Origin of the sequence: Marinobacter changyiensis (genome assembly GCF_009193265.1) — a bacterium.
In the GTDB taxonomy this organism is placed as follows: Bacteria; Pseudomonadota; Gammaproteobacteria; order Pseudomonadales; family Oleiphilaceae; genus Marinobacter; species Marinobacter changyiensis.
The window spans coordinates 65,408-89,662 of the sequence record NZ_VZZZ01000001.1 but is presented as its reverse complement, the minus strand read 5'-3'; the positions used below and the strand labels follow the sequence as shown (position 1 = coordinate 89,662).

Annotated in this window: 24 protein-coding genes; 16 read left to right on the top strand and 8 right to left on the bottom strand. The window is 57.8% G+C overall.

The window, feature by feature from the left end; genetic code table 11:
* Positions 1-146 precede the first annotated feature (146 nt).
* The 6 genes from F6Y09_RS00450 to F6Y09_RS00425 all read left to right on the top strand — a co-directional run bounded on the left by F6Y09_RS00450 (position 147) and on the right by F6Y09_RS00425 (position 6,509).
* Positions 147-1,679 carry an arylsulfatase gene (locus F6Y09_RS00450; RefSeq protein WP_152204978.1) on the top strand — a complete coding sequence of 511 codons (1,533 nt, stop codon included), beginning with the start codon at positions 147-149 and terminating at the stop codon, positions 1,677-1,679.
* A 236-nt stretch (positions 1,680-1,915) separates the two neighbouring features.
* A complete protein-coding gene (locus tag F6Y09_RS00445) occupies positions 1,916-2,728 on the top strand; it encodes a substrate-binding periplasmic protein (RefSeq protein ID WP_152204977.1) in 813 nt (270 codons plus the stop codon).
* A gap of 238 nt (positions 2,729-2,966) precedes the next feature.
* Positions 2,967-3,905 carry a sulfatase-like hydrolase/transferase gene (locus F6Y09_RS00440; RefSeq protein WP_218944075.1) on the top strand — a complete coding sequence of 313 codons (939 nt, stop codon included), beginning with the start codon at positions 2,967-2,969 and terminating at the stop codon, positions 3,903-3,905.
* Positions 3,906-4,059: 154 nt separating this feature from the next.
* Positions 4,060-5,397: an MFS transporter gene (locus tag F6Y09_RS00435; protein WP_152204976.1), complete on the top strand. Its 1,338-nt coding sequence runs from the start codon at positions 4,060-4,062 to the stop codon at positions 5,395-5,397.
* Between the two features lie 93 nt (positions 5,398-5,490).
* Positions 5,491-5,724, top strand: coding sequence for a DUF167 domain-containing protein (locus tag F6Y09_RS20775; protein ID WP_152204975.1), 234 nt, complete (start codon positions 5,491-5,493; stop codon positions 5,722-5,724).
* A 173-nt stretch (positions 5,725-5,897) separates the two neighbouring features.
* Positions 5,898-6,509 carry a class I SAM-dependent methyltransferase gene (locus tag F6Y09_RS00425; protein ID WP_152204974.1) on the top strand — a complete coding sequence of 204 codons (612 nt, stop codon included), beginning with the start codon at positions 5,898-5,900 and terminating at the stop codon, positions 6,507-6,509.
* On the opposite strand, the gene F6Y09_RS00420 is transcribed toward F6Y09_RS00425, so the two are convergent.
* From F6Y09_RS00420 to acsA, 4 genes are read right to left on the bottom strand one after another with little or no spacing between them, the layout of a single operon-like run.
* A complete protein-coding gene (locus F6Y09_RS00420) occupies positions 6,490-6,747 on the bottom strand; it encodes an acyl carrier protein (RefSeq protein WP_152204973.1) in 258 nt (85 codons plus the stop codon). The genes F6Y09_RS00425 and F6Y09_RS00420 overlap by 20 nt on opposite strands.
* Positions 6,744-8,027: a dihydrolipoamide acetyltransferase family protein gene (locus F6Y09_RS00415; RefSeq protein ID WP_152204972.1), complete on the bottom strand. Its 1,284-nt coding sequence runs from the start codon at positions 8,025-8,027 to the stop codon at positions 6,744-6,746. Before F6Y09_RS00415 ends, F6Y09_RS00420 begins: the two co-directional genes overlap by 4 nt.
* A complete protein-coding gene (gene pdhA, locus F6Y09_RS20415; protein WP_152204971.1) occupies positions 8,024-10,036 on the bottom strand; it encodes a pyruvate dehydrogenase (acetyl-transferring) E1 component subunit alpha in 2,013 nt (670 codons plus the stop codon). Before pdhA ends, F6Y09_RS00415 begins: the two co-directional genes overlap by 4 nt.
* A 25-nt stretch (positions 10,037-10,061) precedes the next feature.
* Positions 10,062-11,780, bottom strand: coding sequence for an acetate--CoA ligase (acsA, locus tag F6Y09_RS00405; RefSeq protein ID WP_152204970.1), 1,719 nt, complete (start codon positions 11,778-11,780; stop codon positions 10,062-10,064).
* Positions 11,781-12,175: 395 nt separating this feature from the next.
* Here acsA and F6Y09_RS00400 point away from each other — a divergent pair, with 395 nt between their 5' ends.
* Genes F6Y09_RS00400 through F6Y09_RS00390 form a run of 3 tightly spaced genes read left to right on the top strand, consistent with a single transcriptional unit; the run spans position 12,176 to position 15,526 of the window.
* Positions 12,176-12,664, top strand: a complete 489-nt coding sequence (locus tag F6Y09_RS00400; protein ID WP_152204969.1) for a (2Fe-2S)-binding protein — start codon at positions 12,176-12,178, stop codon at positions 12,662-12,664.
* A complete protein-coding gene (locus F6Y09_RS00395) occupies positions 12,661-14,931 on the top strand; it encodes a xanthine dehydrogenase family protein molybdopterin-binding subunit (protein ID WP_152204968.1) in 2,271 nt (756 codons plus the stop codon). The genes F6Y09_RS00400 and F6Y09_RS00395 overlap by 4 nt, the downstream gene beginning before the upstream one ends.
* Before the next feature lies 1 nt (position 14,932).
* Positions 14,933-15,526, top strand: a complete 594-nt coding sequence (locus F6Y09_RS00390; protein ID WP_152204967.1) for an Isoquinoline 1-oxidoreductase subunit — start codon at positions 14,933-14,935, stop codon at positions 15,524-15,526.
* Between the two features lie 181 nt (positions 15,527-15,707).
* Here F6Y09_RS00390 and F6Y09_RS00385 read toward each other — a convergent pair whose 3' ends face one another.
* A complete protein-coding gene (locus F6Y09_RS00385; protein ID WP_152204966.1) occupies positions 15,708-16,373 on the bottom strand; it encodes a haloacid dehalogenase type II in 666 nt (221 codons plus the stop codon).
* A gap of 496 nt (positions 16,374-16,869) precedes the next feature.
* On the opposite strand from F6Y09_RS00385, the gene F6Y09_RS00380 reads away from it, so the two are divergent.
* Positions 16,870-17,679: a bestrophin-like domain gene (locus F6Y09_RS00380; protein WP_152204965.1), complete on the top strand. Its 810-nt coding sequence runs from the start codon at positions 16,870-16,872 to the stop codon at positions 17,677-17,679.
* A 28-nt stretch (positions 17,680-17,707) separates the two neighbouring features.
* Here the strand turns inward: F6Y09_RS00380 and F6Y09_RS00375 are convergent, their stop codons facing one another.
* The 3 genes from F6Y09_RS00375 to F6Y09_RS00365 are packed head-to-tail and all read right to left on the bottom strand — an operon-like array spanning position 17,708 to position 21,731.
* Positions 17,708-18,433 (bottom strand): ZIP family metal transporter, encoded by a 726-nt coding sequence (locus F6Y09_RS00375; RefSeq protein ID WP_152204964.1) that lies wholly within the window; start codon positions 18,431-18,433, stop codon positions 17,708-17,710.
* Positions 18,434-18,472: 39 nt separating this feature from the next.
* Entirely contained in the window at positions 18,473-19,351 is an 879-nt protein-coding gene (locus F6Y09_RS00370; RefSeq protein WP_152204963.1) for a universal stress protein, read from the bottom strand.
* Positions 19,329-21,731 carry an ATP-binding protein gene (locus F6Y09_RS00365; RefSeq protein WP_152204962.1) on the bottom strand — a complete coding sequence of 801 codons (2,403 nt, stop codon included), beginning with the start codon at positions 21,729-21,731 and terminating at the stop codon, positions 19,329-19,331. The genes F6Y09_RS00370 and F6Y09_RS00365 overlap by 23 nt, the downstream gene beginning before the upstream one ends.
* A gap of 301 nt (positions 21,732-22,032) precedes the next feature.
* Between F6Y09_RS00365 and F6Y09_RS00360 the strand changes: the two genes are divergently transcribed.
* The 6 genes from F6Y09_RS00360 to F6Y09_RS20405 all read left to right on the top strand — a co-directional run bounded on the left by F6Y09_RS00360 (position 22,033) and on the right by F6Y09_RS20405 (position 24,225).
* Entirely contained in the window at positions 22,033-22,908 is an 876-nt protein-coding gene (locus F6Y09_RS00360; protein WP_152204961.1) for a hypothetical protein, read from the top strand.
* Entirely contained in the window at positions 22,905-23,048 is a 144-nt protein-coding gene (locus F6Y09_RS20040; RefSeq protein WP_179959305.1) for a hypothetical protein, read from the top strand. The genes F6Y09_RS00360 and F6Y09_RS20040 overlap by 4 nt, the downstream gene beginning before the upstream one ends.
* A gap of 216 nt (positions 23,049-23,264) precedes the next feature.
* Positions 23,265-23,609, top strand: a complete 345-nt coding sequence (locus tag F6Y09_RS00355; RefSeq protein WP_152204960.1) for a PBPRA1643 family SWIM/SEC-C metal-binding motif protein — start codon at positions 23,265-23,267, stop codon at positions 23,607-23,609.
* Positions 23,610-23,624: 15 nt separating this feature from the next.
* A complete protein-coding gene (locus tag F6Y09_RS00350; protein ID WP_152204959.1) occupies positions 23,625-23,786 on the top strand; it encodes a cation-transporting P-type ATPase in 162 nt (53 codons plus the stop codon).
* 123 nt (positions 23,787-23,909) lie between these two features.
* A complete protein-coding gene (locus F6Y09_RS20410) occupies positions 23,910-24,086 on the top strand; it encodes a hypothetical protein (protein ID WP_246180242.1) in 177 nt (58 codons plus the stop codon).
* Positions 24,087-24,102: 16 nt separating this feature from the next.
* On the top strand, positions 24,103-24,225 hold the full coding sequence (locus tag F6Y09_RS20405; protein ID WP_246180323.1) for a hypothetical protein: 123 nt from the start codon (positions 24,103-24,105) through the stop codon (positions 24,223-24,225).
* The last annotated feature ends 30 nt before the right edge of the window (positions 24,226-24,255 follow it).

Here is a 24,255-nt window from a genome sequence, read left to right as displayed (position 1 = left end):
TGCAGAGGGAATGTCGGGAACAGAGGAACAACCTGGACTCCGTAATGCTCTGAGCTGGTTTTACAGTGCAAATGCCTCTGTTGATTCAGGAACCGCCGGTTTTGCCGGCTTTCGCTTGATGTGAGACCAGACAATGGAGATTTGCCATGAACACCTCTCGACGGAGCTTTGCCTCAGGCCGCTGGCTTCTGCTGTTGGCCACAGTAGTGGTAAGCTCATTAGCCAATGCGGCGAAACCTAACGTTCTTGCCATTATGGTGGATGACGTTGCGCCTAATTCCCTCAGTGCCTATAGCCACGGCATGCAATATCCCACGCCCAATATTGACCGGATTGCCCAAGAGGGCGCCCTGTTTACCGATCACTATGCCCAGCCAAGCTGTACCGCGGGTCGAGCGGCGTTCCTGATGGGGCAGCTTCCGATCCGGACAGGTCTCACCACGGTGGGGCAACCAGGAAACCCACTGGGCATCCGTGAAGAGGATCCAACGCTCGCGGAAGTCTTGAAAGAAGAAGGCTACATGACCGCCCAGTTCGGGAAGAACCACTTGGGCGATCTGGACCAGCATCTGCCAACGCTGCACGGATTTGACGAGTTTTTGGGTAACCTTTACCACCTAAATGTGTCTGAAGAGCCAGAGCAGGCGGATTACCCGAAAAGCGAAAAGTTCAGGGAGAAATTCTTTCCGCGTGGTGTCATCGAATCATACGCAACCGGCTCGGGAACGCAGAAAATTAAAGATACTGGCCAACTCACTGTCGAGCGGATGAAAACCTTCGACGAGGAGATTCTGGGCCGCAGTATCGATTTCATGAAGCGCGCCAAGGAGGAGGGCAAGCCCTTCTTCGTCTGGCATGCGACCAGCCGTATGCATGTTTACACGCATCTAAAAGAAGAAAGTCGTAATCTGGCCACGCCCATCAGTTCCGCCGAGGACGTCTTTGGCTCTGGCCTGATGGAACATGATGGCCATGTTGGAAACTTGCTTGATACCCTGGATGAGCTGGGCGTTGCCGATAATACGATTGTGATATACACCACCGATAATGGTCCGGAGTCCAGCTCATGGCCTGACGCCGGAACCACCTGGTTCCGTGGTGAAAAAATGACGACGTGGGAGGGCGGGGTTCGGGCACCTTTCCTTGTGCGCTGGCCTGATAAAATTCCTGCCGGCCTCAAGTTGAATGGCATTTCTGCCCATGAAGATGTGATGCCCACGATTGCTGCGGCTGTCGGCCGTTCTAATCTCGCAGAAGAGCTGGCGGAGTCGCACAAGGTCCACATCGATGGCGTGAACAACCTCGATTACTGGACCGGTCAAGCTGAGAAATCAGCCCGTAATCACTTCCTGTATTACTATGAGTCCAGTCTCACGGCTGTGCGCGTCGGGCCTTGGAAAATGCACTTTGCCACCAAGCCCGGAGGCCGGTATTACGAGGATCTGGTTTTCCACACCATGCCCAAGCTGTTCAACCTGCGCAAAGACCCTACCGAGTATTACGACGGTGTGACTGGTTTTCACCAGATTATGCGCAAGAGTTGGGTTGTTCAGCCGATTATTGCGATGCTGACCGAGCATTTGGAGACCTTCAAGGAATTCCCACCACGTCAGGAGGCGGCATCACTGAACATCAACGAGGCGATCGAAAGGGCCAAGTCGACGGTTTATCGTCAGTAGGCGATGAGGTCCGGCCGCGGGATCCTCGTGCTCAGTGAGCTGAAATGACAGGGTATTCCAGTCGTCACGGTGATTAGCCGCGGTTACGGGATTGGACATTCGAAACTGGCCCGTCGGCACCCCAATGTTGCGGAGGAGGCTGTCGGAATTTATGACTCCGGGTGAAGCGGGCCAATCAAGCAAAAGGCCCTATACTTGAGGGCGCTTGCCAATTCATATTTGAGGTGCTTTTCGTGATGCTGCAGTTCACAACCCCTTTAAAGGGCAGGGCCCGGTCGTCCGCTTCTCATGTTCGAGTGCTGCTTTTCCTGACCGGGATGCTTTTCTGGCCAGCCGGTTCTCTGGCTGCACAGACTGTCACCTTTGCTTTCAGTGAGCATGCCTCACCCTACAGTTCCAAGCAGGAAGGCGAGGCGGTTGGCCTTTTACCGGATATTGTCAGGCTTGTTTTTGAATTCATCCCCGGAATGGAGCCGCTGGCAAAGGTCCTTCCGTGGGCTCGCGCTCAGTACGATGTACAGCATGGCCGCTATGAAGGATTGCTGACCTATCCGTCGGACGAGCGGCGAGCATACGCCCTTTTTACCGATCGGCCGGTGTATGTTCAGAACTTTGGCAACCTTGTCTATTCGGACGTAAACCCGAACGCCAGCATTATCGAATCCGCAACGGGGTTTGACGCTCTTGGTGGGCTGACTGTGATTACTGAGAAAGATTCCGGATGGGAAGCAGATAATATTCCCGGCGATCTCGATCGGGTTGTCGGCAAGGATGGCGATACCATGATGCATCTGCTGATGTTCAGAAAAGCGGGTGACTACATGGTTACGACGCAGGAGGGCGCGAAGTTCCTCGCAGCCAAGCACGGCTACTCCGCGCAGTTACGGACGCGCTCTGCGGAATTCATCACCGAATCGTTGGTTCCGTTCCACATTGGCATTTCCCGCAGTTCTCCAGGGGCGGAGCAAATCATCAACCAGATTGAGTCTGTGATGGATCGACCGATGTTTCAGTTGCGCCTGGAGCAGTTAATAAGTCGCTATCGGTGAGCAACGGAAAACTGGGATAGATTTATTTTTTAAATCAATTACATAAATGGCTGAGGTCTACGAGCCTTGGCAAAACGCAAAAAGACTGTTCATGCAGAGGGAATGTCGGGAACAGATAAACGACCTGGGCTCCGTAGTGCTCTGAGCTGGTATTACAGTGCAATTTCCTCTGTTGATTCAGGAACCGCCGGTTGTGCCGGCTTTCGCTTGATGTAAAGACAGACAATGGAGATTTGTCATGAAAACCTCTCGACGGAGTACTGGTCCCCGCCGTTCCCTATCGAGACTCGCTATCACGCTGTTTTTGGGTCTTCTGGGCCTGATAACCTCCCTGGCGTCCGCTCAGGACAAGCCGAATATACTGATCCTTTTCCCAGATGACGTTGGTTGGCAGAGCGTCAGTGCCTATGGCCATGGCACGATGGGATACCGAACGCCGAATATTGACCGGATCGCCCGGGAAGGGGTCATGTTCACCGATCATTATGCTCAGCCCTCCTGCACTGCTGGTCGGGCGGCGCTCATAACGGGGCAGTATCCAATACGCAGTGGGATGACCACGGTGGGGCGTCCCGGTGCGGAGCTTGGCCTCAAGCCCGAGTCCCATACGCTGGCGGAGGTTCTGAAAGGCCTCGGCTACGCCACGGGTCAGTTTGGCAAGAATCATTTGGGCGATCGCAATGAGCATTTACCCACGGTTCACGGCTTCGATGAGTTCTTCGGCAATCTCTATCACCTCAACACCCAGGAAGAATTTGAACAGGTCGACTACCCGAAAGACCCGGAATTCTTCAACAAGTTTGGTACCCGTGGCGTCCTCCATACCTATGCGACCGACGTTGACAACGAGACCGTTGATCCTCGATTTGGCAAGGTCGGCAAACAGAGAATTGAGGATACAGGCCAGCTTTCCCAAGAGCGGATGAAATCCGTGGATCAGGAGTTCATGGAGGCCAGTCTGGACTTCATCCAGCGCGCCAAGGACGAGGGCAAGTCGTTCTTTGTCTGGTTCAACCCGAGCCGGATGCATATGTACACGCGCTTGAGTGACGAGAGCCGCTATCTCGCTGCGGACTATACGACCGAGCATGACTTCTATGGCAGCGGTCTGATCGAGCATGATCAGCAAATTGGCGAGATGCTCGACGCACTGAAAACGATGGGGGGTGCTGGATAGCACCATCATTGAGTATTTCATGCCCGACAACCTTGGCTTTCATCTTTTTCGGTGTCCGGCGAAGGGTGTCTGTTAAAAAGGTTTGAAGCTCAAATTAACAGCTCCTACTCTAGAGGGGCTGATTTTAAAGTGTGCTGCCGCTGGAGAAAGTATTTTGAAGTCCGTATCGAACACAGGATTTGCTTTTTTCGGCGCATCGCTGATTGCGATCAGTTACGGTCTTGCGCGTTTTGCCTTCGGCTTGTTTGTCCCGCCCATTCGCGCTGAGCTGGGTCTGACACCTGAACTGATCGGTATCATCGGTGCGCTACCGCTGATCAGTTTCCTGCTGGCTTCGTTGGTTGCACCGTTTGCAGCTGATCGACTCGGTGCCCGCAACACGGCGGTTCTGTCTGGTGGATTCGGCGCTATCGGCCTGGCGTTGATAAGTCAGGCCTCTGGCCCCTTGTCGCTCGGCGTTGGCGTGTTTGCTTGCGGCATCTGCACTGGCCTGATGATGCCAGCGCTAACGGCCGCCATGCAGGTGCTGGTCGATCGTTCCATGCACGGGCGCGTCAGCTCTGTGATGAATGCGGGTACGAGTATCGGTGTAGCGGTCGCAGTGCCCGCCGTTCTGTTTATGGCGGGTATCTGGCGCTACGCGTACATGTCCTTTGCCATCATGGCAGTCATCGGCGTATTGGCCGCCTGGTATGTTATTCCCTCAGTGTCTCGGGTTACTCCATCGAATGCGGCGCCGCCGCCCCCAATCAGCGCCCTGCAGTGGTGGCGTCTTTTCAGACTCTCGCTGTTTGCCTTTGTGATGGGGTTTATCTCCTCTGCTTACTGGATCTTTGCGCCCGATCTCGTGGTCACCCTCGGTGATCTGTCGTCTTCGGAAACCGGGTGGCTTTGGCTGGCGGTTGGTGTCGCCGGGCTCGGAGGCGCTGTGGTGGCTGACCTGGCCGATCGAAACAACCCGCCTATCACTCAGGCACTGATGCTGATGACGCTGGCAGCGAGCCTGGCATTGTTGGCGGCCAGTCCCGATCAATTGGTGCTTGCGGCGTTTTCCGGGCTGGTCTTTGGCCTGGCCTATATGAGTTTGACGGGGCTGTATCTGATGACAGGCATCCGGCTGTTGCCGGGCCGACTGTCGATGGGTCCCGTGCTGCCATTCATGGCGATATCGCTCGGTCAGGCGACCGGCTCACCCATTGTCGGCGTGTTGGTGAACAACTTCGGCTATAGCGATGCGTTTGCCATTTTCTCCGGGATCGGCATTCTCGTGGCACTCCTGTCGCCATTGTATCCGCGCAACATTGACCAAGGGTCTGAGGAAGATGTAGAAATAAAAGTAGAGGAGGAAACCGGTCTCCAGGCGGCGTACGATTATCAGCTCCAGGACAAGAAGGGAAAGCCGTTCACTTATGACACGGAAGAACGCGCTTCTGGTCAGTCGGTTCCGGAGCTTTCTGTGGACGACGCCAAAGACAAGAGCCCTCACTCATAACCAGGTACAGCACTACAACTGCACCGCCGCAAACAGCGGTCGGACGTTCGCAAGCTCGCGCCCGTGTGCGCGGCATTGGACCGCAGGTAACAGATGGGCACTGTAATGCTTCAGGTCAAAGTAAAGCCTCAAGCCCGGGTATCGGAGCTCTCCCAGACCACAGACGGCACGTGGATAGCCAGGTTGAAGTCACCACCCGTGGATGGAAAAGCCAATGACGAACTGGTGAGGCTTGTCGCAGAGAAGTTCCAGTGTGGGAAGGCTGCGGTAACCATCAAGGCTGGCACGTCCGGTCGGACGAAGCTGATTAGGGTTGAGACGCAATGACCAGCGCGCTGCTGGCCCAACAATGCGTTCCAGCCGACCCCACGCGCAGCCTGTTACCGTTGGCTTTTCTTTGCGACCGGCCCCTAGGAGGCGGCCGTGATGGATAGCACCGGTTACCCGATCTCACTGCTATAATCCATTAACAATCCAGGCGGCCAGGTTGAGAGAATCCTATGTTTGAGGAACGCGACGGCCCGAAATACGATTCAAACCGGAGAACAAGTCCAGCGGCCTTCTTACGTGGATTTTTGCGGGAGCCGCGTCAGGTGGGCTCGGTTATCCCCAGTTCGCGATTCCTGGAGCAACGGATCGTCAAGGCGTCGAACCTGCCTGCTGCCAGACGGGTAGTGGAACTGGGGCCCGGTACCGGCGGCACCACGCGAACGTTTCTGCGGCACCTTGGTCAGGATGCGCACCTGCTCTCAATCGAATTAAGTCCTTACTTCCATGAACTGCTTGACGAGATCGCAGACCCACGCTTCACCAACCACCTGGGCAAGGCTGAAGATCTCGCAGAGATTCTGGCATTGCACGATATGGGGCAACCGGATGTGATCATCTCCGGTATTCCCTTCTCGAAAATGCCGGAAGCTGTTGCCACTTGCGTGGCGCAGGCGGTGAAAGACAACCTTACCGAGGACGGGCGTTTCATTGCCTATCAATTCCGCCGGGATGTGGCCTGGATTACCGATCCGATCATGGGGGCGCCTGCCAGTTGTACGCTGGAACTACTAAACATCCCGCCGATGCGGGTTTATAGCTGGTTCAAGACTGCGGATGGTTGAGCCTTTTTTCCAGATAATCCAGCAGCTCGGCGACGCAGTGCATGCGGGCATAATCCTGGTCAGGAATATTCACTCCCAGTCGTTTGTGCACAGCCGCCGCCAGGTTCAGCGTGTCCATGGAATCCAGATCGTATTCGTCCTGTAGATTGGCATTGTCATCGAACGATACCAGGTCTATGTCCGGTGCGATGCCGGACAGTTCTTCCAGTACCGCGTTGCGCAGTTCATCCCGATTCACAGTGCCTCCGGTTGCTGTAGCAGTTGTTCGATCTCGTTGAGGAAGAGGGCGCCGAGGTGTCCATCACAGACCCGATGATCCGCCGCCAGGGTGATATCCACGGCCAGGCGCGCGGCGACACCGTCATCCACCGCCAGCGGGCGTCGGTGCGCGCGCCCGATACCGATCATGGCGACCTGCGGGGGATAGATGACGCCATACACGGTGTCCACGCCGCGATCGCCGAGGGCGGTGACAGTGGCGGTTCCGCCCGCCATTTCGGAGACGCGCAGACCGCCGCCGCGGGCGCGGCGCACCAGATCGTGAAGCTGGTGCATCAGTTCGGGCAGGGTCAGTGTGTCGGCATCCATAATGGCCGGGGCCACCAGGCCGCCGCCTCGCAGGTGCACGGCCATCCCGAGGTTGACCCGGGTCGCGGCCGTGAAGCCGTCTTCAGCATAGTGGCCGTTGAGTTCGGAATAGCGGGCCAGGGCCAACGCGGTGGCCTTCATGAACAGTGCGGAGAGTAGCAGCCGATTCTCCGGCGGCTGGTGTTCATTGTAGTCGGTGAGCCATTGCTCGGCGGCGTGCAGGTCCACGGTGTTGGCCAGGTAGTAATGGGGTATCTCGCGCTTGGCGCGGCTCATGGCAGCGGCAATGGCGGTACGCATCTGCTGGCGGTCGAAGCCCGCTGCCGGCCGGATATCCGGCCTGGTGGGCTGCGCGCCTTGCAGATCCCGGAGCACGATGGCGCCGGAGGGGCCACTGCCGCGCAGTTCCGCCAGTTTAATGCCGGTCTCCCGGGCCTTGCGGCGGGCGGCGGGGGAGGCCGGTACACGGCCTTCGGATTCGAGCTTTGCTGCGGCCGGCGTCGAGGGCGGTTTCGGCGGCACCGGTTGCTGGCTCCTTGCTTGAGCCTGTTCCGGATGGCCTTCGGTTGTCGTGCTGACGGCCGGCGCCTCGGCTGTTTCCTTTACTGGGGTTTTTTCAGGCGTGGCTTTCGTTTCAGTCGTCGGCTTCGTTTCCTCTTTCCCTGCGACTTCGTGTTCCTGCTTGCCGACACGGCTGCCATCGCCGATCCGGGCCAGCGGCGTGCCCACATCCACGTCAGTATCTTCTTCCACGTACAGTTCTTCGACCACGCCGTCCTCGAATACCTCCACATCGAGCACGGCTTTGGAGGTTTCCACCGCGGCGATGACCTGGCCTTTCTTCACCCGGTCACCGGGTTTGACCTTCCATTTGACCAGCTTTCCGCTGTCCATGTCGGCGCCCATCGAGGGCATGATGAAATCACTCACGGTGCTTCTCCGAGCGTCCGTTTCGCGGCGGCGACAATGTCGGCCACCCCGGGCAGGGCGGCCTGCTCCATGTGTTTCGCATAGGGCACCGGCACCTCGGCGCTGCACACCCGGGCCAGCGGTGCGTCCAGTTCCCAGAACGCCTGCTCAGTGAGTATCGCCATCAGTTCGCCGGCCAGGCTGCCGGTCTTCCAGCCTTCATCCACCATCACCGCGCGCCGGGTACGGCTCACAGATTCGATCAGGGTGTCGGTGTCCAGCGGCCGCAGCACCCGCAGATCAATCACCTCCGCCTCGATGCCATCGGCGGCAAGCTGCTCGGCGGCCTCCAGCGTTTTGTACAGGCAGCCGCCGTAGGTGATCAGGCTGATATCCTTTCCGGGCCGACGAATCGCGGCTTTCTCGATATTCACGCCTTGCGCTTGCGGAGTCAGCTCGGCCTTGTGGTTGTAGAGCATCACATGCTCGAAGATCACCACCGGGTTGGGGTCCTGCAATGCCGCCCAGAGCATGTATCGGGCGTCCTCCACGGTGGCCGGTGCCAGCACCCGCAGGCCGGGTACGTGGGCATACCAGTTTTCCAGGCTGTGAGAGTGTTGTGCCGCTACCTGGCGGCCGGCCCCGGTGGCCATGCGAATAACCACGGGCACATTGAACTGGCCACCGGACATGTGCAGCAGGGCGGCGGCGGTATTCACGATCTGGTCTATTGCCAGCAGGCTGAAGTTCACCGTCATGATTTCGATTACCGGACGCATGCCGCCCAATGCAGCGCCCAGGCCGGCCCCGGTGAAGCCATTCTCCGCCAGTGGTGTGTCGATTATACGTTCAGCACCGAACTGCCCGAACAGGTCATGGGTAACGGCATAACAGCCACCGTAGCGGCCGATGTCCTCGCCCATCAGGAAAACCCGATCATCATGTTCCAGGGCTTCCTCCAGCCCGCGGTGAAAGGCTTCGCGCAGAGTGGTTTCCGTGGCTTCGGTTGCCGGCGCCAGGGGCGGGGGCAGCGGCTCTGGCAGCGGCTGGCCGAGATGTTCAAACAGCGTTGCTTCGGCCTCCCATTCTGCTGCTTCGGCGAACTGAACGGCTTGCTCCACCTCCTCGGCGATCTCCGCTTCCATGGCTTTGCGCTCGCCCTCGTCGATCAGGTTAGCCTGGGTCATCCAGTCGGCCAGCCGGTCGATGGGGTCTTTTTTCTTCCATTCATCCACCTCTGCCTGATCCCGGTAAAGCTGGGGGTCGAACATGGAGTGCGCCCGGAAACGATAGGTCTCGCATTCAATCAGACGCGGGCCCTCGCCGGCACGTGCCGCCTCCAGGGCCTTGCGGGCAGCCGCTTCCACCTGGACCACGCTCATGCCATCAACCCGTTCGGCGGGCACCCCGATGGCCTCTGCCTTACGGTATATCTCCGGCTGGGCGTGCTCCACCGCAATCGGTGTGCCCATGGCGTAGTAATTGTTCTCGCACACAAACACCACCGGCAGTTGCCAGAGGGCAGCCAGGTTCAGAGATTCGTAAAAGACACCCTCGGAGGCGGCGCCATCTCCGAAGAAGCACACCGTGGCGCGGTTGCTGCCCCGCAGCTTTTCCGCCAGCGCCAGGCCAACGGCAAGGGGAATGCCACCGCCGACAATGGCATTGCCGCCAAAGAAGCGGCTGTCGGCATCGAACAGATGCATGGAGCCGCCCCGGCCCATGGCGCAGCCGGACACCTTGCCGTACATTTCCGCCATCACCCGATCCATGGCGATGCCTTTGAGCAAGGCATGGCCATGTTCCCGGTAGGCAGCCACCACCGCTTCGTCGCTCGCTATATTGAACATGACGCCGGCGGCCACCGCTTCCTGGCCAATGCAGACATGCAGAAAGCCGCGGATCTTCTCCTGGGTGTACAGCTCCACGCAGCGCTCCTCGAAGCGGCGCACGCGTAGCATGTCTCGCAACAGTGTTACTGCATGTTCCTTTGACACTCGGGGTTTGCGCGCAGCGCTTGCCTCGTTCATGGTCGGTTCCTCGTGTCGGTTCTGGTCATTCACTGGTGCCCTCCAGGGTGGAGGTGTCGCCTTCGGGCAGGCCCAGTTCGCGTGCACGCAGCAGCCGACGCATGATCTTGCCGCTGCGGGTGCGCGGCAGGTCATCGCGGAACGCGATATGGCGCGGCGCTACCGCCGGGCCCAGGCGTTTGCGGGCCAGCGCCATCAGCTCTTTGCGCAGGGCTTCATCCGGCTGGTATCCCGGTTTCAGGGCCACGAAGGCCTTCACTGTTTCGCCGGCGACTTCGTCGGGCGTACCGATCACACCGACCTCAGCCACCGCCGGGTGCTCAAGCAGCACGCTTTCCACCTCGAAGGGCCCGATCAGGTGCCCCGAAGACTTGATCACGTCATCGTTGCGACCGATAAACCAGAAGTAACCATCGGCATCCCGGCGCGCCAGATCGCCGGTCAGATACCAGCCGTCGACAAAGCAGCTGCGGTACTTCTCCTCCTGATGCAGGTAGCCGCGAAACATTGAAGGCCAGCCCTTTTTCAGCACCAGTTCGCCGGTTTCATTGGGCTCATCAATCAGTTCGATGCCGTCTTCGGTCCTGCGCGCCACCGCGGCCTCGATACCGGGAATGGGCTTGCCCATGGAGCCGGGGCGGACCTCCAAAGCGGCGTAGTTGCTGATCATGATGCCGCCGGTCTCGGTCTGCCACCAGTTGTCATGAAAGGGCAGGCCCAGCACTTTCTGCCCCCAGATGACCGCCTCGGGATTGAGCGGCTCGCCGACGCTGGCCATGAATCGCAGCGAGGACAGGTCATGGGCCCGGGGCAATTCCGGCCCCAGCTTGATCAGCATGCGGATCGCCGTGGGAGCGGTGTACCAGACCGCCACTTTCTGGTTCTGGAGGATCCGGTACCAGCGTTCGGCGTCAAACTCCGCCTCGTCCACCACCATGGTCACGCCGTTGGTCAGCGGGGCGATGATGCCGTAGGAAGTGCCGGTGACCCAGCCCGGGTCCGCCGTGCACCAGTAGATGTCATCCGGGTGCATGTCCAGTACATAGCGACCGGTCATGTGATGGGTGACCACGGCTTCCTGAACATGCAAAGCGCCCTTGGGCTTGCCGGTGGTACCGCTGGTGAAATGCAGCAGGGCGGGGGCCTCCGGCTCCATGGCGCGGGTGGCGTAGTCGCCGCTGGCGGCATCCATCAATGCCGCCGCGTCCAGCGTACCCTCGGGCGCTTCGTCAAGCTCATCAATCAGCAGCACATGGCGCACCGAGGGTGTGTCGGCCACCCAGTCGGCGATCTTCTTCTGGTACAGTCGCTGGCTGGTGACCAGCACCGCCGGCTCTCCGATTTCTACCCGCTGGCGCACCGGCTCCGGGCCGAAGGCGGGAAACAGCGGCGTGAATACGCAACCATGCTTGAGAGTGCCGAGCACCGCTGCGTACAGGTCGGGAATACGGTGGGCCAGGCCATAGACCCGCTCGCCGGGCTTTATCCCCAGATCCTGCAACACGTTGGCAAAGCGGTTGGCGCGCTGGTTCAACGCCCGGTAGCTTATGTCCACCGGGGTCTCGCTGTCGCGCGCCAGAAAGCGGATGGCGGTGCGCTCCGCTGCATCCGTGTCCATGTGCCTGTCCAGTGCCTCAAAGGCGATATTGAGCCGGCCATTGCCCATCCCGGCCAGCTCCCGGCGAGCCTGGTCCCAGGAAAAATCGCTGCAGAACTGTTGGTAATCCCGAAGATTTGCCGCCATCTTTTGCTTCCCCTATGGTTTCCTTTCGACGCGACGCCACATGGCTGATGACCCGGGTACTCCTCATTGCTCCCCAGTTATGCCCCCAAGCATCACTCAGAGGGCGCAACGAACCCTTGACTCAGGTCAATTCATAAAGGGGGGAAAACCGAGAAAATGGGGACGCCCATCAGCCAGTCGGAGTCAATAGGCCGCACCATAGCCCCGGTCGCACGGTGCAGAAGGATGGCCCGGTCCGGATCCACCCATACCCACAGTGGCCAAGTAACGGAAACAAATCTGTTCCGGTTTTCTGGCCAGAGTGTTCGCTAGCGAACAGACCCTGGGTCGGTCAGGTGCCCATTATTCGAAGCTAAGGGTCGTGCCGATGCCGCGTACCAACAGGAGGACTGAACTTGATCAAATTTACGCTCAATGAACGAGCGGTGGAGGTCGACGTTCCAGGCGATACCCCGCTGTTGTGGGTTCTGCGCGACGAACTTGGCTTGACCGGAACAAAATTTGGCTGCGGTATCGCTCAATGCGGCGCTTGCACCGTTCACGTGGGCGGGCAGGCGCGAAGATCCTGTGTTACACCAATTTCTACCCTCGATGGTGCCGCCGTCATAACGATTGAAGGTCTCGCAGCCTCCGCCGGCAGGGACAACGGTGAACTTCACCCGGTTCAGACTGCCTGGATTGAGGCGCAGGCGCCCCAGTGCGGCTACTGCCAGTCTGGTCAGATCATGCAGGCGGCCGCGTTGCTTGCAGAAAGCCCCGAGCCGACGGACGAAGAGATCTCTGCAGGTATGGCAGGAAATCTGTGTCGTTGCATGGCTTACGTCCGGATTCGCCAGGCAATCAAACTTGCCGCAGCGTCCCAGAGCAAAGGGAACAAACAATGACCGAGCACTCAAATTTTTCAATGACGCGCCGCTGGTTCCTTGCCCTGGCCGGCGCCGGTGTTACCACCGGGGTTCTGAGTAGTCTGGCCTTCGCCCGCGCTCCCGTTGGGCAAACCATGGGCGAAGGTTTCCAACCAACGGTGTGGTATGCGATCGCGGCCGATGGCAGGATCACCATGCACATCCATATGGCGGAGATGGGTCAGCACGTTGGTACGGCACTGTCCCGGATCATCGCTGAGGAACTTGAGGCCGACTGGGACGACGTCGAGTTCGTCCACGTCGATACCGACCCCAAGTGGGGTTACATGGTCACTGGTGGATCCTGGTCGGTGAACCACAACTTTTTTGCTTTCAGCCGTGCTGGCGCGGCCGGGCGCATGGCCCTGATTGAGGCGGGAGCGCGTGAAATGGGCGTGCCCGCCGAGGAATGCATGGCTCGCGCGAGTAAGGTGATCCACGGTGATCAATCGATCAGCTATGGTGAGCTTGTGGCCCGGGGCGCCGTCGACCGACAGTTCAGTAAGACAGAGCTGGAGGCGATCAAGCTTAAACCCGCGTCTGAACGGAGACTTTTGAACCGCGACACCCTCGCACGTGATGTGCCGGAAAAGGTCGACGGCAGCGCGATCTACGGCATCGATCGCACCATCGAAGGCATGGTGTATGCCCGTCCGGTGATGCCGCCGGTTCGCTTTGGTAGCACTGTCAAACACTGGGACGACTCCGCCGCGAAGGCGATTCCGGGATACCTCCAGACTGTCGAAATCGACGATCCTACCAACACCTGCCAAGGCTGGCTGGTGGCAGTAGCCGAAAGCTGGACCGCCGCTTCAAAGGCTGTCGATGCGCTCAACGTTACTTGGGCGGGTGGCTCGGGTAAAGAGACCAGCGAGGCAGACCTGCTGGCTGAAGGCAAGCGATTGGTAAACGACGACACCGCCGGGTCACTTTTCATGCTCGAGGGCGAGCCCGATGCTGTGCTCGATGCTGCCGACAAGGTGCACGAAGGGCTTTACCAGACCCACACAGTCCTTCACATGCAGCTCGAGCCGGGTAACGCGCTTGTCTGGCAGGATGGTGACACGTGGCGCGTGCACGCAGGGAATCAATGGCAGTCACTGACATTGCCCCTTGTGGCCAAGGCATTGGAGATTGACCCGGCGAACCTGGTATTTGAGACGTCATACCTCGGTGGCGGGTTCGGGCGGCGTCTGTTCTGTGACTTCGTGGTCCCAGCGGCACTGACGGCAAAAGCCATCGGCCGTCCGGTCAAGATGGTCATGGCCCGCCCCGACGACGCTCAGTTCGACTGCCCCCGTTCTCCGACTGTGCAAAAAGTCAGATCAGTCACCGATGAAAGCGGTGCGATGCGGGCTTACGACCACGCTTGTGCGTCGGGTTGGTCCACTGCGCCGATTGCGCCCGCCTTCCTGGCTGACGGCATAAACGGAGGCAAGGTTGACCCGTTCTCGATCAGCGGTGCGGATCACTGGTACACAGTCGAGACGATGCGTGTTCGCACGGCGAAGAACGAGAAAGTTCATGAAACCTTTCTGCCCGGTAACCTGCGCTCGGTCGCACCGGGTTATACGCTTTGGGCTGTTGAAACCCATATGGACGAGGTCGCCAACAGTCTTGGACAAGACCCGGCGGCATTCCGTCGTTCTTTGCTGAATGCCGCGGGCCGCAACGCCGGTGAAGCTCCGCACGCCGTTGGCGGTGCTGGCCGTTTGCGCGAGGTGCTCGATCGTGTGGTCGAAAGGTCGGGATGGGCCAAGCGGGAGGACCTTCCGGAGGGCACCGGTATGGGCATCGCGATTACCGCCGGTCAAGAACGCGCAATGCCCACCTGGATCGCCACCGTCGCGCAAGTTCGCGTTGACCGCGCTACCGGCGAGGTAACGTTGGAGCATCTCTGGGCCAGTATTGATGCGGGCACGCTGGCGCATCCGGACGGAGCGCTTGCCCAGGCAGAAGGCGCGCTTCTGTGGGGGGCTTCTATGGCAATTCACGAAGGAACTGAAATCGAAAACGGCCTGCCACGTGATCAGAATCTTGATACCTACACACCGATGCGTATGCATCAGGTTCCCGAACTCGACATCGATTTCGTGACGAACGACTACATGCCTGTCGGCCTTGGCGAGCCGGGCGTCATCGGAGTAGCGCCGGCCATTGGCAATGCAATTTTCCACGCAACGGGGGCCCGTTTACGGTCTATCCCGATGCGCCCGCAAGACATCCTCAAAGCATTGGAGTCCTGAAATGCGCGTGACAAGCCTGATAATCGCGGCCATCGTTCTGGCCACACCGGTCGCGGCACAGGAATTGCGCGGTCCCGATCAGTTCAATAGCATTGAAGATCAGTCTGAACGCTCGCAAGCTTTGTTTAATGAAATGGCGAAGGTCATCACCCACCCCCGCTGTATGAACTGCCATCCCGTCGGAGATCTTCCGATGCAGGGTGATGAGATGCGGCCCCACAATCCGCCAGTCGTGCGTTGGAATGAGGCTGGCTTTGGTCCTCCGGGGTTGCATTGCTCATCCTGCCACGGTACTGAGAACGCTGATTTCGTCGGCAGCGAAGGTAGCATTCCGGGCCATCAGCCGTGGCACCTGCCTCCTGTTAGCATGGGCTGGATTGGGCTAAGCGTCGGCGAGATCTGCGCTCAGCTGAAGGACCCGGAACGCAACGGTAACCGGACACTTGCCGAGATCGAGGAACATAATGCCACGGATGGCCTCGTGGGTTGGGCATGGAATCCCGGTAAAGGACGCACCCCGGCACCTGGCACGCAAGAAGTTTTTGGCGAATTGACTAAATTTTGGATCGAAACTGGAGCCGTCTGTCCGGAGTAATGGTCGGTGCACGGTGAATGTCGATTAGCCGATTCAGGATGACGGGCTATGGGAGGCTGGCTACATGATCTTCAGATCTGTTTTTTTGGCCGCTGACTGTCTTATATAAACCTGTCCTGGTTTTCGAACCGAGATAGCACGCAGGCCCGATCCAACTGAAGGGCCCCGGTCTGGTATGGTGCTATTGCTTGCCCAGCTGATGGGCTACACCAAGCACACCCCTGCCATGAATGTCGGCCTTAGCCCCGGCTGGATTCTGCACCTTACCGGGACGTTCGACAAAAGCTGTCTTGCAGCCAGCGTTCGCGGCGCCCGAAATGTCCCATGCGTGCGCTGCGATCATCATGAAGTCACCGGTCTGTATACCGAGTATTTCCGCTGCCATGTCATAGGGCTCACGGGCAGGCTTATAGCGCTTGACCTCATCCACCGACAGGATATGGTCGAAAAAGTCACTCAGGCCTGCAAACGCCAGCTGCTTCCTGGCGGCTGCAAGTGTGCTGTTGGTCAGCGCGCTCAGTTTGTAACCGTTGTCCCGAAGCAATGTCAGTGCTTGAGGCACAGCTTCATGGGCTGGCAGACTGAGAATGCCGTCAATAAGAGCACTCTGATCCCCCTCCGACACGTCAATATCACGCCGTTTGCCCACCATCACTAACGCACTCTTCGCCAGATCACCAAACGGCAGGTAATTATGGATTATGGTCGCGGTAAGCCAGTTTTCCTGAAGGGTCAGAAACCATTCCTGGCGGGTTGACGCATCATTGAAAAGCCGTTCAAACAAGGGATCCAGGGCGGAAACGTCAAGCAGGGTTTCGTTCACATCAAATACCAAATGCTGTGTCATGACTATCCTCGTGTGTTCAGTGAGTTTGTTGGCTCGGATAACAGCTCAATCCTATCGACCGCGTGAATCAGGCATCCTACCGTCGACCCTAGCACTATTACTCGCAAACCTGCAGCAACCGCTATCACCGCCGGCGCCGTCCCCGGGCTGGCCACCTGTGCTGCAGGTTTGCTGAAGATATAAACCCGACACCCATCAGCCAGCCGTAGTCAGGACACGATAAAAGACCTGACCGCTATTTCAGCATTGGTTATGGACCGATCCGCACCATGCTCTATGCCATAACGCTCTAACAGCTACGCCATAATCGATAAAAAATCTAACAACGCGCTGGTGTTCGGGCCGTGACGGGCGAGAATAAAGCGTGAATGTCGTGAGATAAGGAGTCGATTATAGAAAATCGGGACAAATTTGTTTTCGACGGCCAGCGGCCAAGGGCCAATTTCTTTAACCTAAGCTCATAGAACTGTTTGAGAAAACGCTGAAGGTTCTAATTATGTATGGCAGCTGGCTCGATTTAACTCCCCTATGGGCCCTGTTTTGTGGAGCAGTGCTGACAGTCGCGGGTTCGATCCTTGTCGGATTACGTATCGGTAGTGCGATGCGGCACAAAGGTATCAAAGAGTCTGTGGGCACAACTGTCGGCGCCGCCTTGGGCCTGCTTGCTTTTATGCTGGGTTTTACCTTCAATATGACGGCCGATCGTTTCGATGTTCGCAAACAGCTCTTTATCAACGAAATCTCTGCAATCAGCACCAGTTATTTGCGAGCGGGGTTTTTGCCTGCCCCTTACGATCGAGAGATACGTCAGCTTTTGCGGGATTATGTTCGTGAGCGCACCGTTGACTATGCCGACCAAGAAGCCGTCCAGACCGCTATCAAGAGATCGGAGGCGATCCACCAGCGGATGTGGTCGCTAATAGAAATAATGAATCACGAGCAGCCACTGACAATGGCTGCGGGCCTGCTGGTGCGGTCACTGAACGAAGTTATAGACCTACATACTCAGAGGGTTGTGGTGGGACTTCAGTTTCGAATTCCATTAACCATCTGGATAGGCTTGTTCGCGGTCACGTTACTTACCATGATGCTGGTTGGTTATCAATGCGCGCAGCAGCGTCAGAAACAGCATGCGGTAAATGCTGTTTTAGCCATAATTTTTGCCGCGGTGGTAACCCTGATAATGGACCTGGATCGTGGTGTCAGCGGTTCAGGGCGTGTGAATCAACAGCCCTGGCTTGATCTGCAGTCGCAGCTTGAAACATGGCCAGTAACTGCTTCGCCAAACCTGAAACGCAACGGTTGAAAGACGGCTGGCGCCACGGCATGGGTGTTCAGAAGTGGGTAACCAGATCGTGACTGAACAATGCCAGACAAAACCCGATAACCGCACCCAGTGGCGGGCCCCAGTGCCGGTCAAGCCGGCTCTGGGGCGCAATGTCCTGAAAAATAAGATAGAGAATGCCGCCCGATGCCACCAGCATGATGGTGCCAAGAACAATCGGGTGGCCCGACAGGAAAAAATAACCCAGCAGTCCGGCAAGAGGTCCTGCCAGCGCAAGTGTACTCATAAACATCAGGGTTTTGCGTGAGGTGTAGCCGGGACGCTCGCATAACTCTCGGTAGGCGTTGAAACCTTCCGGAAGGTTCTGCAAAGCGATCAGCAAGGCCAGCAACGATGCCATGCCCGGACTGACAACGGCCAGCCCCCCGAGTGCCGCCGCTTCCGGTACAAAGTCCAGCATTACACCCATTAATTGTGGCGCTTCCCGGCGTCTGAGTCCGAGCATTCGCTCCACCGCGAAAAACAGAATGCCACCGGCCACGATGGCGGGGATGGCCAGCAAAGAGTCTCCGACCGCTTCCTGCCCCTGAGGCACCAGAACAACCACAACAGCACCCAGGAGAATCCCACCGCCAAAGGCAATCACAAAATGACGGAACTCCTGATCAAGCCAGTGGGGGCGCACCTGCTCCAGGCTCGCCAACAATCCCCCCAGGGGAATGCAGCCACCGGCAAAAACTGTCAGCCCGACAATATGCAAAATATCCAGAATCATCACAATCGTCCAAGATTAAAATTACGCAGAAGCTTTTTTTCAGGGCGTTACGGTCACGGGGAGGCTAAGGACTGCCAACAGTTGCTCTGCGCCAGGTTCGTTAAAGAGCGCACACCCCCGGCTGATCACCAGTTGCGAGGCGCGCTCCTCCCGAAGCACCCGTGCGACCGTGACCGGATTTGTATCAGAAATAACCCGCAATCGGGTGCCGGCCCCGAGCACATCAAGATCACGCCTGATAGTGTCGAGCCGATCGGCGGCTGGTTCATTGTCAGTGCCCACAATGATGGTTACCGGCTGGTGATAGTGCCGGGAGATCTCGGCGGCCGCCAATGCTGCCCGGTGATTTGCCTCCTCGTGATCATTAAGGAAAACAACCACCCGGTTTTGATATGGCAACTTATGTTCGCACCACAACAACACTCGCCCCGGGGACTTCCGAATCAACCCCCGTGCAGTGGAGCCCAGCCGAGCACCAGCCGGGGAAGACCAACCGGCACGGCCGAGTACCAGGAGATCATCCGGGCCGGCCAGCGCCAGTACCTCATCAACCACACGACCGCGAGCAACGCTGAGCGCCGCTTTGCCTCCGCGCTGCTTTACTGCCCTGGCAAGTGCTGCCCGCGCATGATCCGCCAGCCGTCGCATGCGTTGCTCCAGAATGCCGGGATCGAGTGGCCGGCTGATACCAGAAAGCGAGCCAACCTCCCGGGAAAAACCATATCCGGCGCTGCGCACCAGATTTAACTCCTCGACATACACCCCCAGGATGTCGGCACCCCGTTTTCCGGCAATGTCAGCGGCGGCGTCCAGGGCTGCATAGCTGATCCGTGAACCGTCGATAAGCACCAGAACACGCCCAGGCGCAGCCGCCCGATCTTCGGGCTTTTCAGCATTAATCACGGCTTGTGTCTCCATTGCGGGCACGGTCTCCCTCGCCGTCATCCTGCTTCTTGCTGACTTCGGCAAACCGGAGCAGTCGATCGGCGACCATCCGGTTGAAGGACGCCTCTGGGAACTCACCGTTCTCGTTGGGTTGCCCAGCTTCGATGCCTGTCAAAAGTTCAATCGCCTGATTGATATGCGAAACCGGGTAGATACTGAAATCGCCATCGGCAATGGCCATGCGAACTTCCGAGTTGAGCATCAGGTGTTCGACATTGCTGGCGGGTAAAATGACACCCTGTCCGTGAATTTTTCCGGCCTCACGACAGACATCAAAAAAGCCCTCAATTTTTTCATTAACACCGCCCACCGCCTGGACCTCGCCATGCTGGTTCATCGAGCCGGTGACGGCAAAGTTCTGGCGCAACGGCAGACGGCTGATCGCCGACAGCAGAACACAGGTTTCTGCGACGGATGCAGAATCGCCTTCCACGCCCCCGTAAGACTGTTCGAACGCCAGGCTTGCCGACAGGGACAGCTCGCCATCGCCCGCATATCGGCTGGCCAGAAAGCGGGAAAGAATCATCACGGCCTTGCTGTGAATCGGACCGCCCAGTTTGGCTTCCCGTTCGATATCCACGACCTGTGCTTTTCCCGGCCGGGCGGTGGCCGTGATCCGGGTTGGCTGACCAAACATGGAAGCACCGAGTTTGAGCACCGACAACCCGTTCACCTGGCCCACGGTCTCACCCTCAATGGCAATCATCACGATGCCGCGGGCAATCTGCTCACGACTGCGCTCGCGAACGCGGCTGGCGCGGAATTCCCGCTCATCGATCGCCTGCTGGACATGCGCCGCTTCAATGGTGGCCATACCTGCCCGGCCGGCCCAATGGTCAGCCTCACTGACGAGATCCCGCAGCACCCGATCGTGTGCCGTCAGCTTGCGCTGATCCGCCGCCAGCCGGCTTGCTTGCTCTATCAGCCTTGCCACCGCGTCCCGACCAAGCGGCCGGCATTTCAGCTTCCGCGCCATGGTGGCAATCATACGAGCATAGAGCTCATAGCTAGCGTCGTCCCGATCGAGATCGTCCTCAAAGTCGGCCTCAACTTTAAACAGATCCAGGAAATCCGGGTCGTAGTGGGACAGCAGGTAATACAGCAGGCGGTCGCCCAGCAACACGACTTTGACCGATACCGGAATGGGCTCTGGCTGCAGGCTTATGGTGCTCGCCAAGCCATACAGGCGTTCCAGGGATTCGATTCGAATTTCGCAGGAAAAAAGAATGCGCTTCAGACTCTCCCATGCCATCGGCTGGCTCAGTATCCGACGGGCATCAATGATCAGGTAACCACCGTTAGCCCGGTGAACAGAACCACTCTTTATCAGAGTGAAATCGGTGTACAGGGTGCCCTGTCGGGCCCGATGCTCAATCTGGCCCGACAGGTGCTGATGGTTCGGCAGGTCCTCATAAATGACCGGCGCCCCTATTGTCTCCGCATTATCCACCAGCAAATTGACTGTGTACCGCCCCAGCAGACCACTGGGTGGACCGTTTTCGCTGTCCTGGAACACTTCCGCATGTTCCACCACATCCTCACGTATGGTATCCAGATAATCGACAATCGCGGGCAGGTGCCGCCATTTTTCGCGAAGCTCGCCAATCGGGCCGCCGAGAGTGAGCTGAACCATCTCTTCATTCAGCGCATGAACCCGCTCCCGGACCTCCTTACGTAAACGTGGAACCTGCTGAATGGTCTGCTGCAGTTTCTTCTGGAGTTCCTCTACCTTGGCTTCAACGATTGCTTTTTCTTCATCAGAGAACTTCTTATATTCCTCCGGATCAATAACCTCGCCATTGCGCATCGGTGCAAAGGTGAAGCCGGCGGGCGTCGTTATCATGGCGATGTTATTGGCGTTGGCCTCTTCCTGGATTTCAAACAGACCCTGATGCTGGCGTTTTGTCACTTCCTCCTGCAGCTCCTGCAGCCGCGCCTGATACTCCTCGCTTTCGAAGGTCGCCGGAATCGCTGTGCGCAGCTCCGTGGAAAGATCATTCATGTCTTTCTTGAATTGCCGCCCTTCGCCAGCTGCGAGACGAATGGACCTCGGCCGGTCCGGGAACTCAAAGTTGTGAACGTGGCACCAATCCGAAGGTACAGGTTGCTGCTCGGCATGCTTAGCCAGGAAACGCTCGACCAGTTCGTGCTTGCCAGCACCGGAGGGCCCCAGAACAAACAGGTTGAATCCGTCCGCCTGCATGCTGGCACCAAACTCCAGGGCCCGCAGCACACGCTCCTGGCCACAAGGCAGTTCCAGGTCCTCTAGCGAGTCGGTGGTGTCGAAATCCAGTTGGTCGAGTGGGCAGCGGTGATAGACCTGTTCCGGGGTCAAGGGCATGGGTAATGTCATCAGCATCCTCCTGATGAGTGGCTGGCAGCCTGCGAAGCTGCGAAGAATCTAACTCAAGGATAGACTACGACAACACTTTTTTGGCAAGCCCTCGCTGGAGTTCTTCAGGGGATGAACTAGCATTAATTTGTGAGGCCCCATAGCGCACTGCAGCCCGCCTGCCAGGATGTAACGGTTAGCGTGACCCGATTCTGGGGCGCCTCTGATTCCTTTGTTAGAGCCCCGTTTCCTTACGATGACGCTCTTGCCGTCTGGGAATCCTCCGAATGTTCAGCCGAATGCTGCAAGGAGGGTTGTCGCCGTGGGTGAAGGCATAAAAATCAACACCAACCTGGTTATTGTAGCGGTGCTCGTGTTCGCCGCTTTTTTTACCTACATGATGCTGAGCAGTTCCGGCCCGGGCAAATTAGAGATAACGCTTAAAGGCGGGAACTCGATTGTTCTTGATTTCAGTAATCGGGGGTATGAACTTTCAGACCTCCTCGACAAACTTATGGGGGATGAGGGGCAGCCCACCATTGTGAAGGCGATGCTCAGAGAACGTTATGGTCTGTATAGTGTCGATAGCATCGAATTTGTCGACTATTTACGCAGGCTTTCGCCACAAGATGAAGTGTCAAAAGAGATCATTGGCCTTTTGGTGGATGGTGCAGGCCCGTTTGATCATCAGTTCCATACCTACCGAAACATCCATTCCCTTAGTGCCGCCCTTGAAATCATCGGCCTGGATTATGATTCCCCGGCTGCAGTGCGCCTCAGGGAGGCTGCGAACCAACAGGAGGGTATTTTCAACCAGGTTGGTATACCTGTTCGGGTGACTTTTGTGCCCGAGTCACAACTTTCTGATAATTACGCCGCCGTGTGTTCGCCCCGCAAGCACAAGTTCATCGGTCATGATCTGCTTCTGACCATTGGCGAGTCCACCGAGTCAATCCCGAAATTTGTCTCTGTTTACGCGGAGAAACCCTTCCACTGCACCCCGCCACCTGACCCGGATGCCAGAGAAGTCATCATGATCAATACCAACATTGCCGAGGAACTTTTTGGAACTTTAGCGCAGGAGTGGCCCCGGCAAGCCTTGATTTACATCGTCCCCCTGGGCTATCAAGTTAAGGCGTTTGTCAGTCAGGAGCCGGTTGTTTCAATGGGTTTAACCGGAGTTGGAGGTGAAAAATGAAAGTACTTTTTCTGTTGGCCAGCGTCTTTTTCGCATCCGCAACACTGGCGGACTGTGTCTATGACGGCCGCTCCTATCCAACCGGTACGATTATCGGGCCCTTCGTGTGTCAGCCGGATGGCACCTGGAAAAAGCGTTGACTGATGATAGATGATAAATAAGAAAGCAGGTTTTTTGTAACAGGATCGCCAGGAAAGTACATCTGGTCGGGGTCCACCAGAAAACCCGGCACAGATTTACTTTCGGATGCTTCTGCCTATATAACCAATTCGGTAAGCATGCTAAAAGATCTCGCCCAGTGGTAGCCCGCGTTTCTTTGAGCGGCCGGGTACTCTTTCATTCATCAGGATTTCAGCATGTCAGACAAATTTTTCTTCAAGGGCCGGCAGGACGCCCGCCAGCCCCACACCGCTCATGGCGGCTTCCAGACCAAGGCCAGCCAGAAGAGTGGCAGCAAGAAGTACCCGCTAACGCTGGTGGTTACCAGTGAGGCGCGCAAGCAAGAGATCGAAGCCCAGGTGGCCGAGGCCAAGCTGTGTGCGGACATTACGGTTGATGCTCGTGAGGGCGCTGTTGAATCCATCGCCGAACTGACGGCGCTTCTGAATAAAGGGGCGACCGTCACTGCGGCGAAAGTGCCTTCCCGCAATGACCCTTGCAGCTGCGGTAGTGGTCTTAAATTCAAGAAGTGCTGTGGCTGAGGGCAACGGGGGGTAATGGAGACGCCGGCGCGGCCAGCAGCGGAAAGACTGGACCAATATGGCTACAATCGCCCGCCAGAGGCTCACCGCCGTGGTCCACTGGCCCGCCTTGGCAATCAGCTCAAAAACTTCCTGATTTATGTGCTGACCTTCGGCTGGAACGCTGCCATAACCTGAAAATAGCAGAGGCCGTGCTGACAGGAGAATCCGAATCGGTAGACAAAACCAACCATATGCAGCCAGCTGGATCGGGAGGCGTGGACCGATGTTATTTCTGAACTGGCCTCCGAAGACCTTCGGGTGCTGGCTCTGGCCCGCAAGCCGGCCGCCGGTGAGGTGGATATCTGTGTCCGCACCAGCCCGGAACACCAATTGCGCCTGGTAGAGGCATGGCAGCCGTTGCACGGTGTGGTCGCTATGACCGGGGCTGGCGTTGCCTATTTCCGTGTTGCAGATTCTCTGGGTCAAACTGGTTAGCTCGATTATCCTGGCAATGCCCCTGGCCTTCGAGCCTGCCGAACCAGATGTGATGAAGCGGCAGCCACGGCCGCGAAATGAGTCATTGCTGGTGGGGTTGGAGCTGGAAACCTGGCTCAGGCGTCGATGGCGGTACTAACCAAATGTATCGATCCGGCCCGCTGAAAAC

Bases quoted from the DNA above. Each gene is read 5' to 3' on its own strand.
- F6Y09_RS00450 (WP_152204978.1), top strand. From the start codon at position 147: ATGAACACCTCTCGACGGAGCTTTGCCTCAGGCCGCTGGCTTCTGCTG.
- F6Y09_RS00445 (WP_152204977.1), top strand. From the start codon at position 1,916: ATGCTGCAGTTCACAACCCCTTTAAAGGGCAGGGCCCGGTCGTCCGCT.
- F6Y09_RS00440 (WP_218944075.1), top strand. From the start codon at position 2,967: ATGAAAACCTCTCGACGGAGTACTGGTCCCCGCCGTTCCCTATCGAGA.
- F6Y09_RS20775 (WP_152204975.1), top strand. From the start codon at position 5,491: ATGGGCACTGTAATGCTTCAGGTCAAAGTAAAGCCTCAAGCCCGGGTA.
- F6Y09_RS00425 (WP_152204974.1), top strand. From the start codon at position 5,898: ATGTTTGAGGAACGCGACGGCCCGAAATACGATTCAAACCGGAGAACA.
- pdhA (WP_152204971.1), bottom strand. From the start codon at position 10,036: ATGAACGAGGCAAGCGCTGCGCGCAAACCCCGAGTGTCAAAGGAACAT.
- acsA (WP_152204970.1), bottom strand. From the start codon at position 11,780: ATGGCGGCAAATCTTCGGGATTACCAACAGTTCTGCAGCGATTTTTCC.
- F6Y09_RS00395 (WP_152204968.1), top strand. From the start codon at position 12,661: ATGACCGAGCACTCAAATTTTTCAATGACGCGCCGCTGGTTCCTTGCC.
- F6Y09_RS00390 (WP_152204967.1), top strand. From the start codon at position 14,933: ATGCGCGTGACAAGCCTGATAATCGCGGCCATCGTTCTGGCCACACCG.
- F6Y09_RS00385 (WP_152204966.1), bottom strand. From the start codon at position 16,373: ATGACACAGCATTTGGTATTTGATGTGAACGAAACCCTGCTTGACGTT.
- F6Y09_RS00380 (WP_152204965.1), top strand. From the start codon at position 16,870: ATGTATGGCAGCTGGCTCGATTTAACTCCCCTATGGGCCCTGTTTTGT.
- F6Y09_RS00375 (WP_152204964.1), bottom strand. From the start codon at position 18,433: ATGATTCTGGATATTTTGCATATTGTCGGGCTGACAGTTTTTGCCGGT.
- F6Y09_RS00370 (WP_152204963.1), bottom strand. From the start codon at position 19,351: ATGGAGACACAAGCCGTGATTAATGCTGAAAAGCCCGAAGATCGGGCG.
- F6Y09_RS00365 (WP_152204962.1), bottom strand. From the start codon at position 21,731: ATGACATTACCCATGCCCTTGACCCCGGAACAGGTCTATCACCGCTGC.
- F6Y09_RS20040 (WP_179959305.1), top strand. From the start codon at position 22,905: ATGAAAGTACTTTTTCTGTTGGCCAGCGTCTTTTTCGCATCCGCAACA.
- F6Y09_RS00355 (WP_152204960.1), top strand. From the start codon at position 23,265: ATGTCAGACAAATTTTTCTTCAAGGGCCGGCAGGACGCCCGCCAGCCC.
- F6Y09_RS00350 (WP_152204959.1), top strand. From the start codon at position 23,625: ATGGAGACGCCGGCGCGGCCAGCAGCGGAAAGACTGGACCAATATGGC.
- F6Y09_RS20405 (WP_246180323.1), top strand. From the start codon at position 24,103: ATGCCCCTGGCCTTCGAGCCTGCCGAACCAGATGTGATGAAGCGGCAG.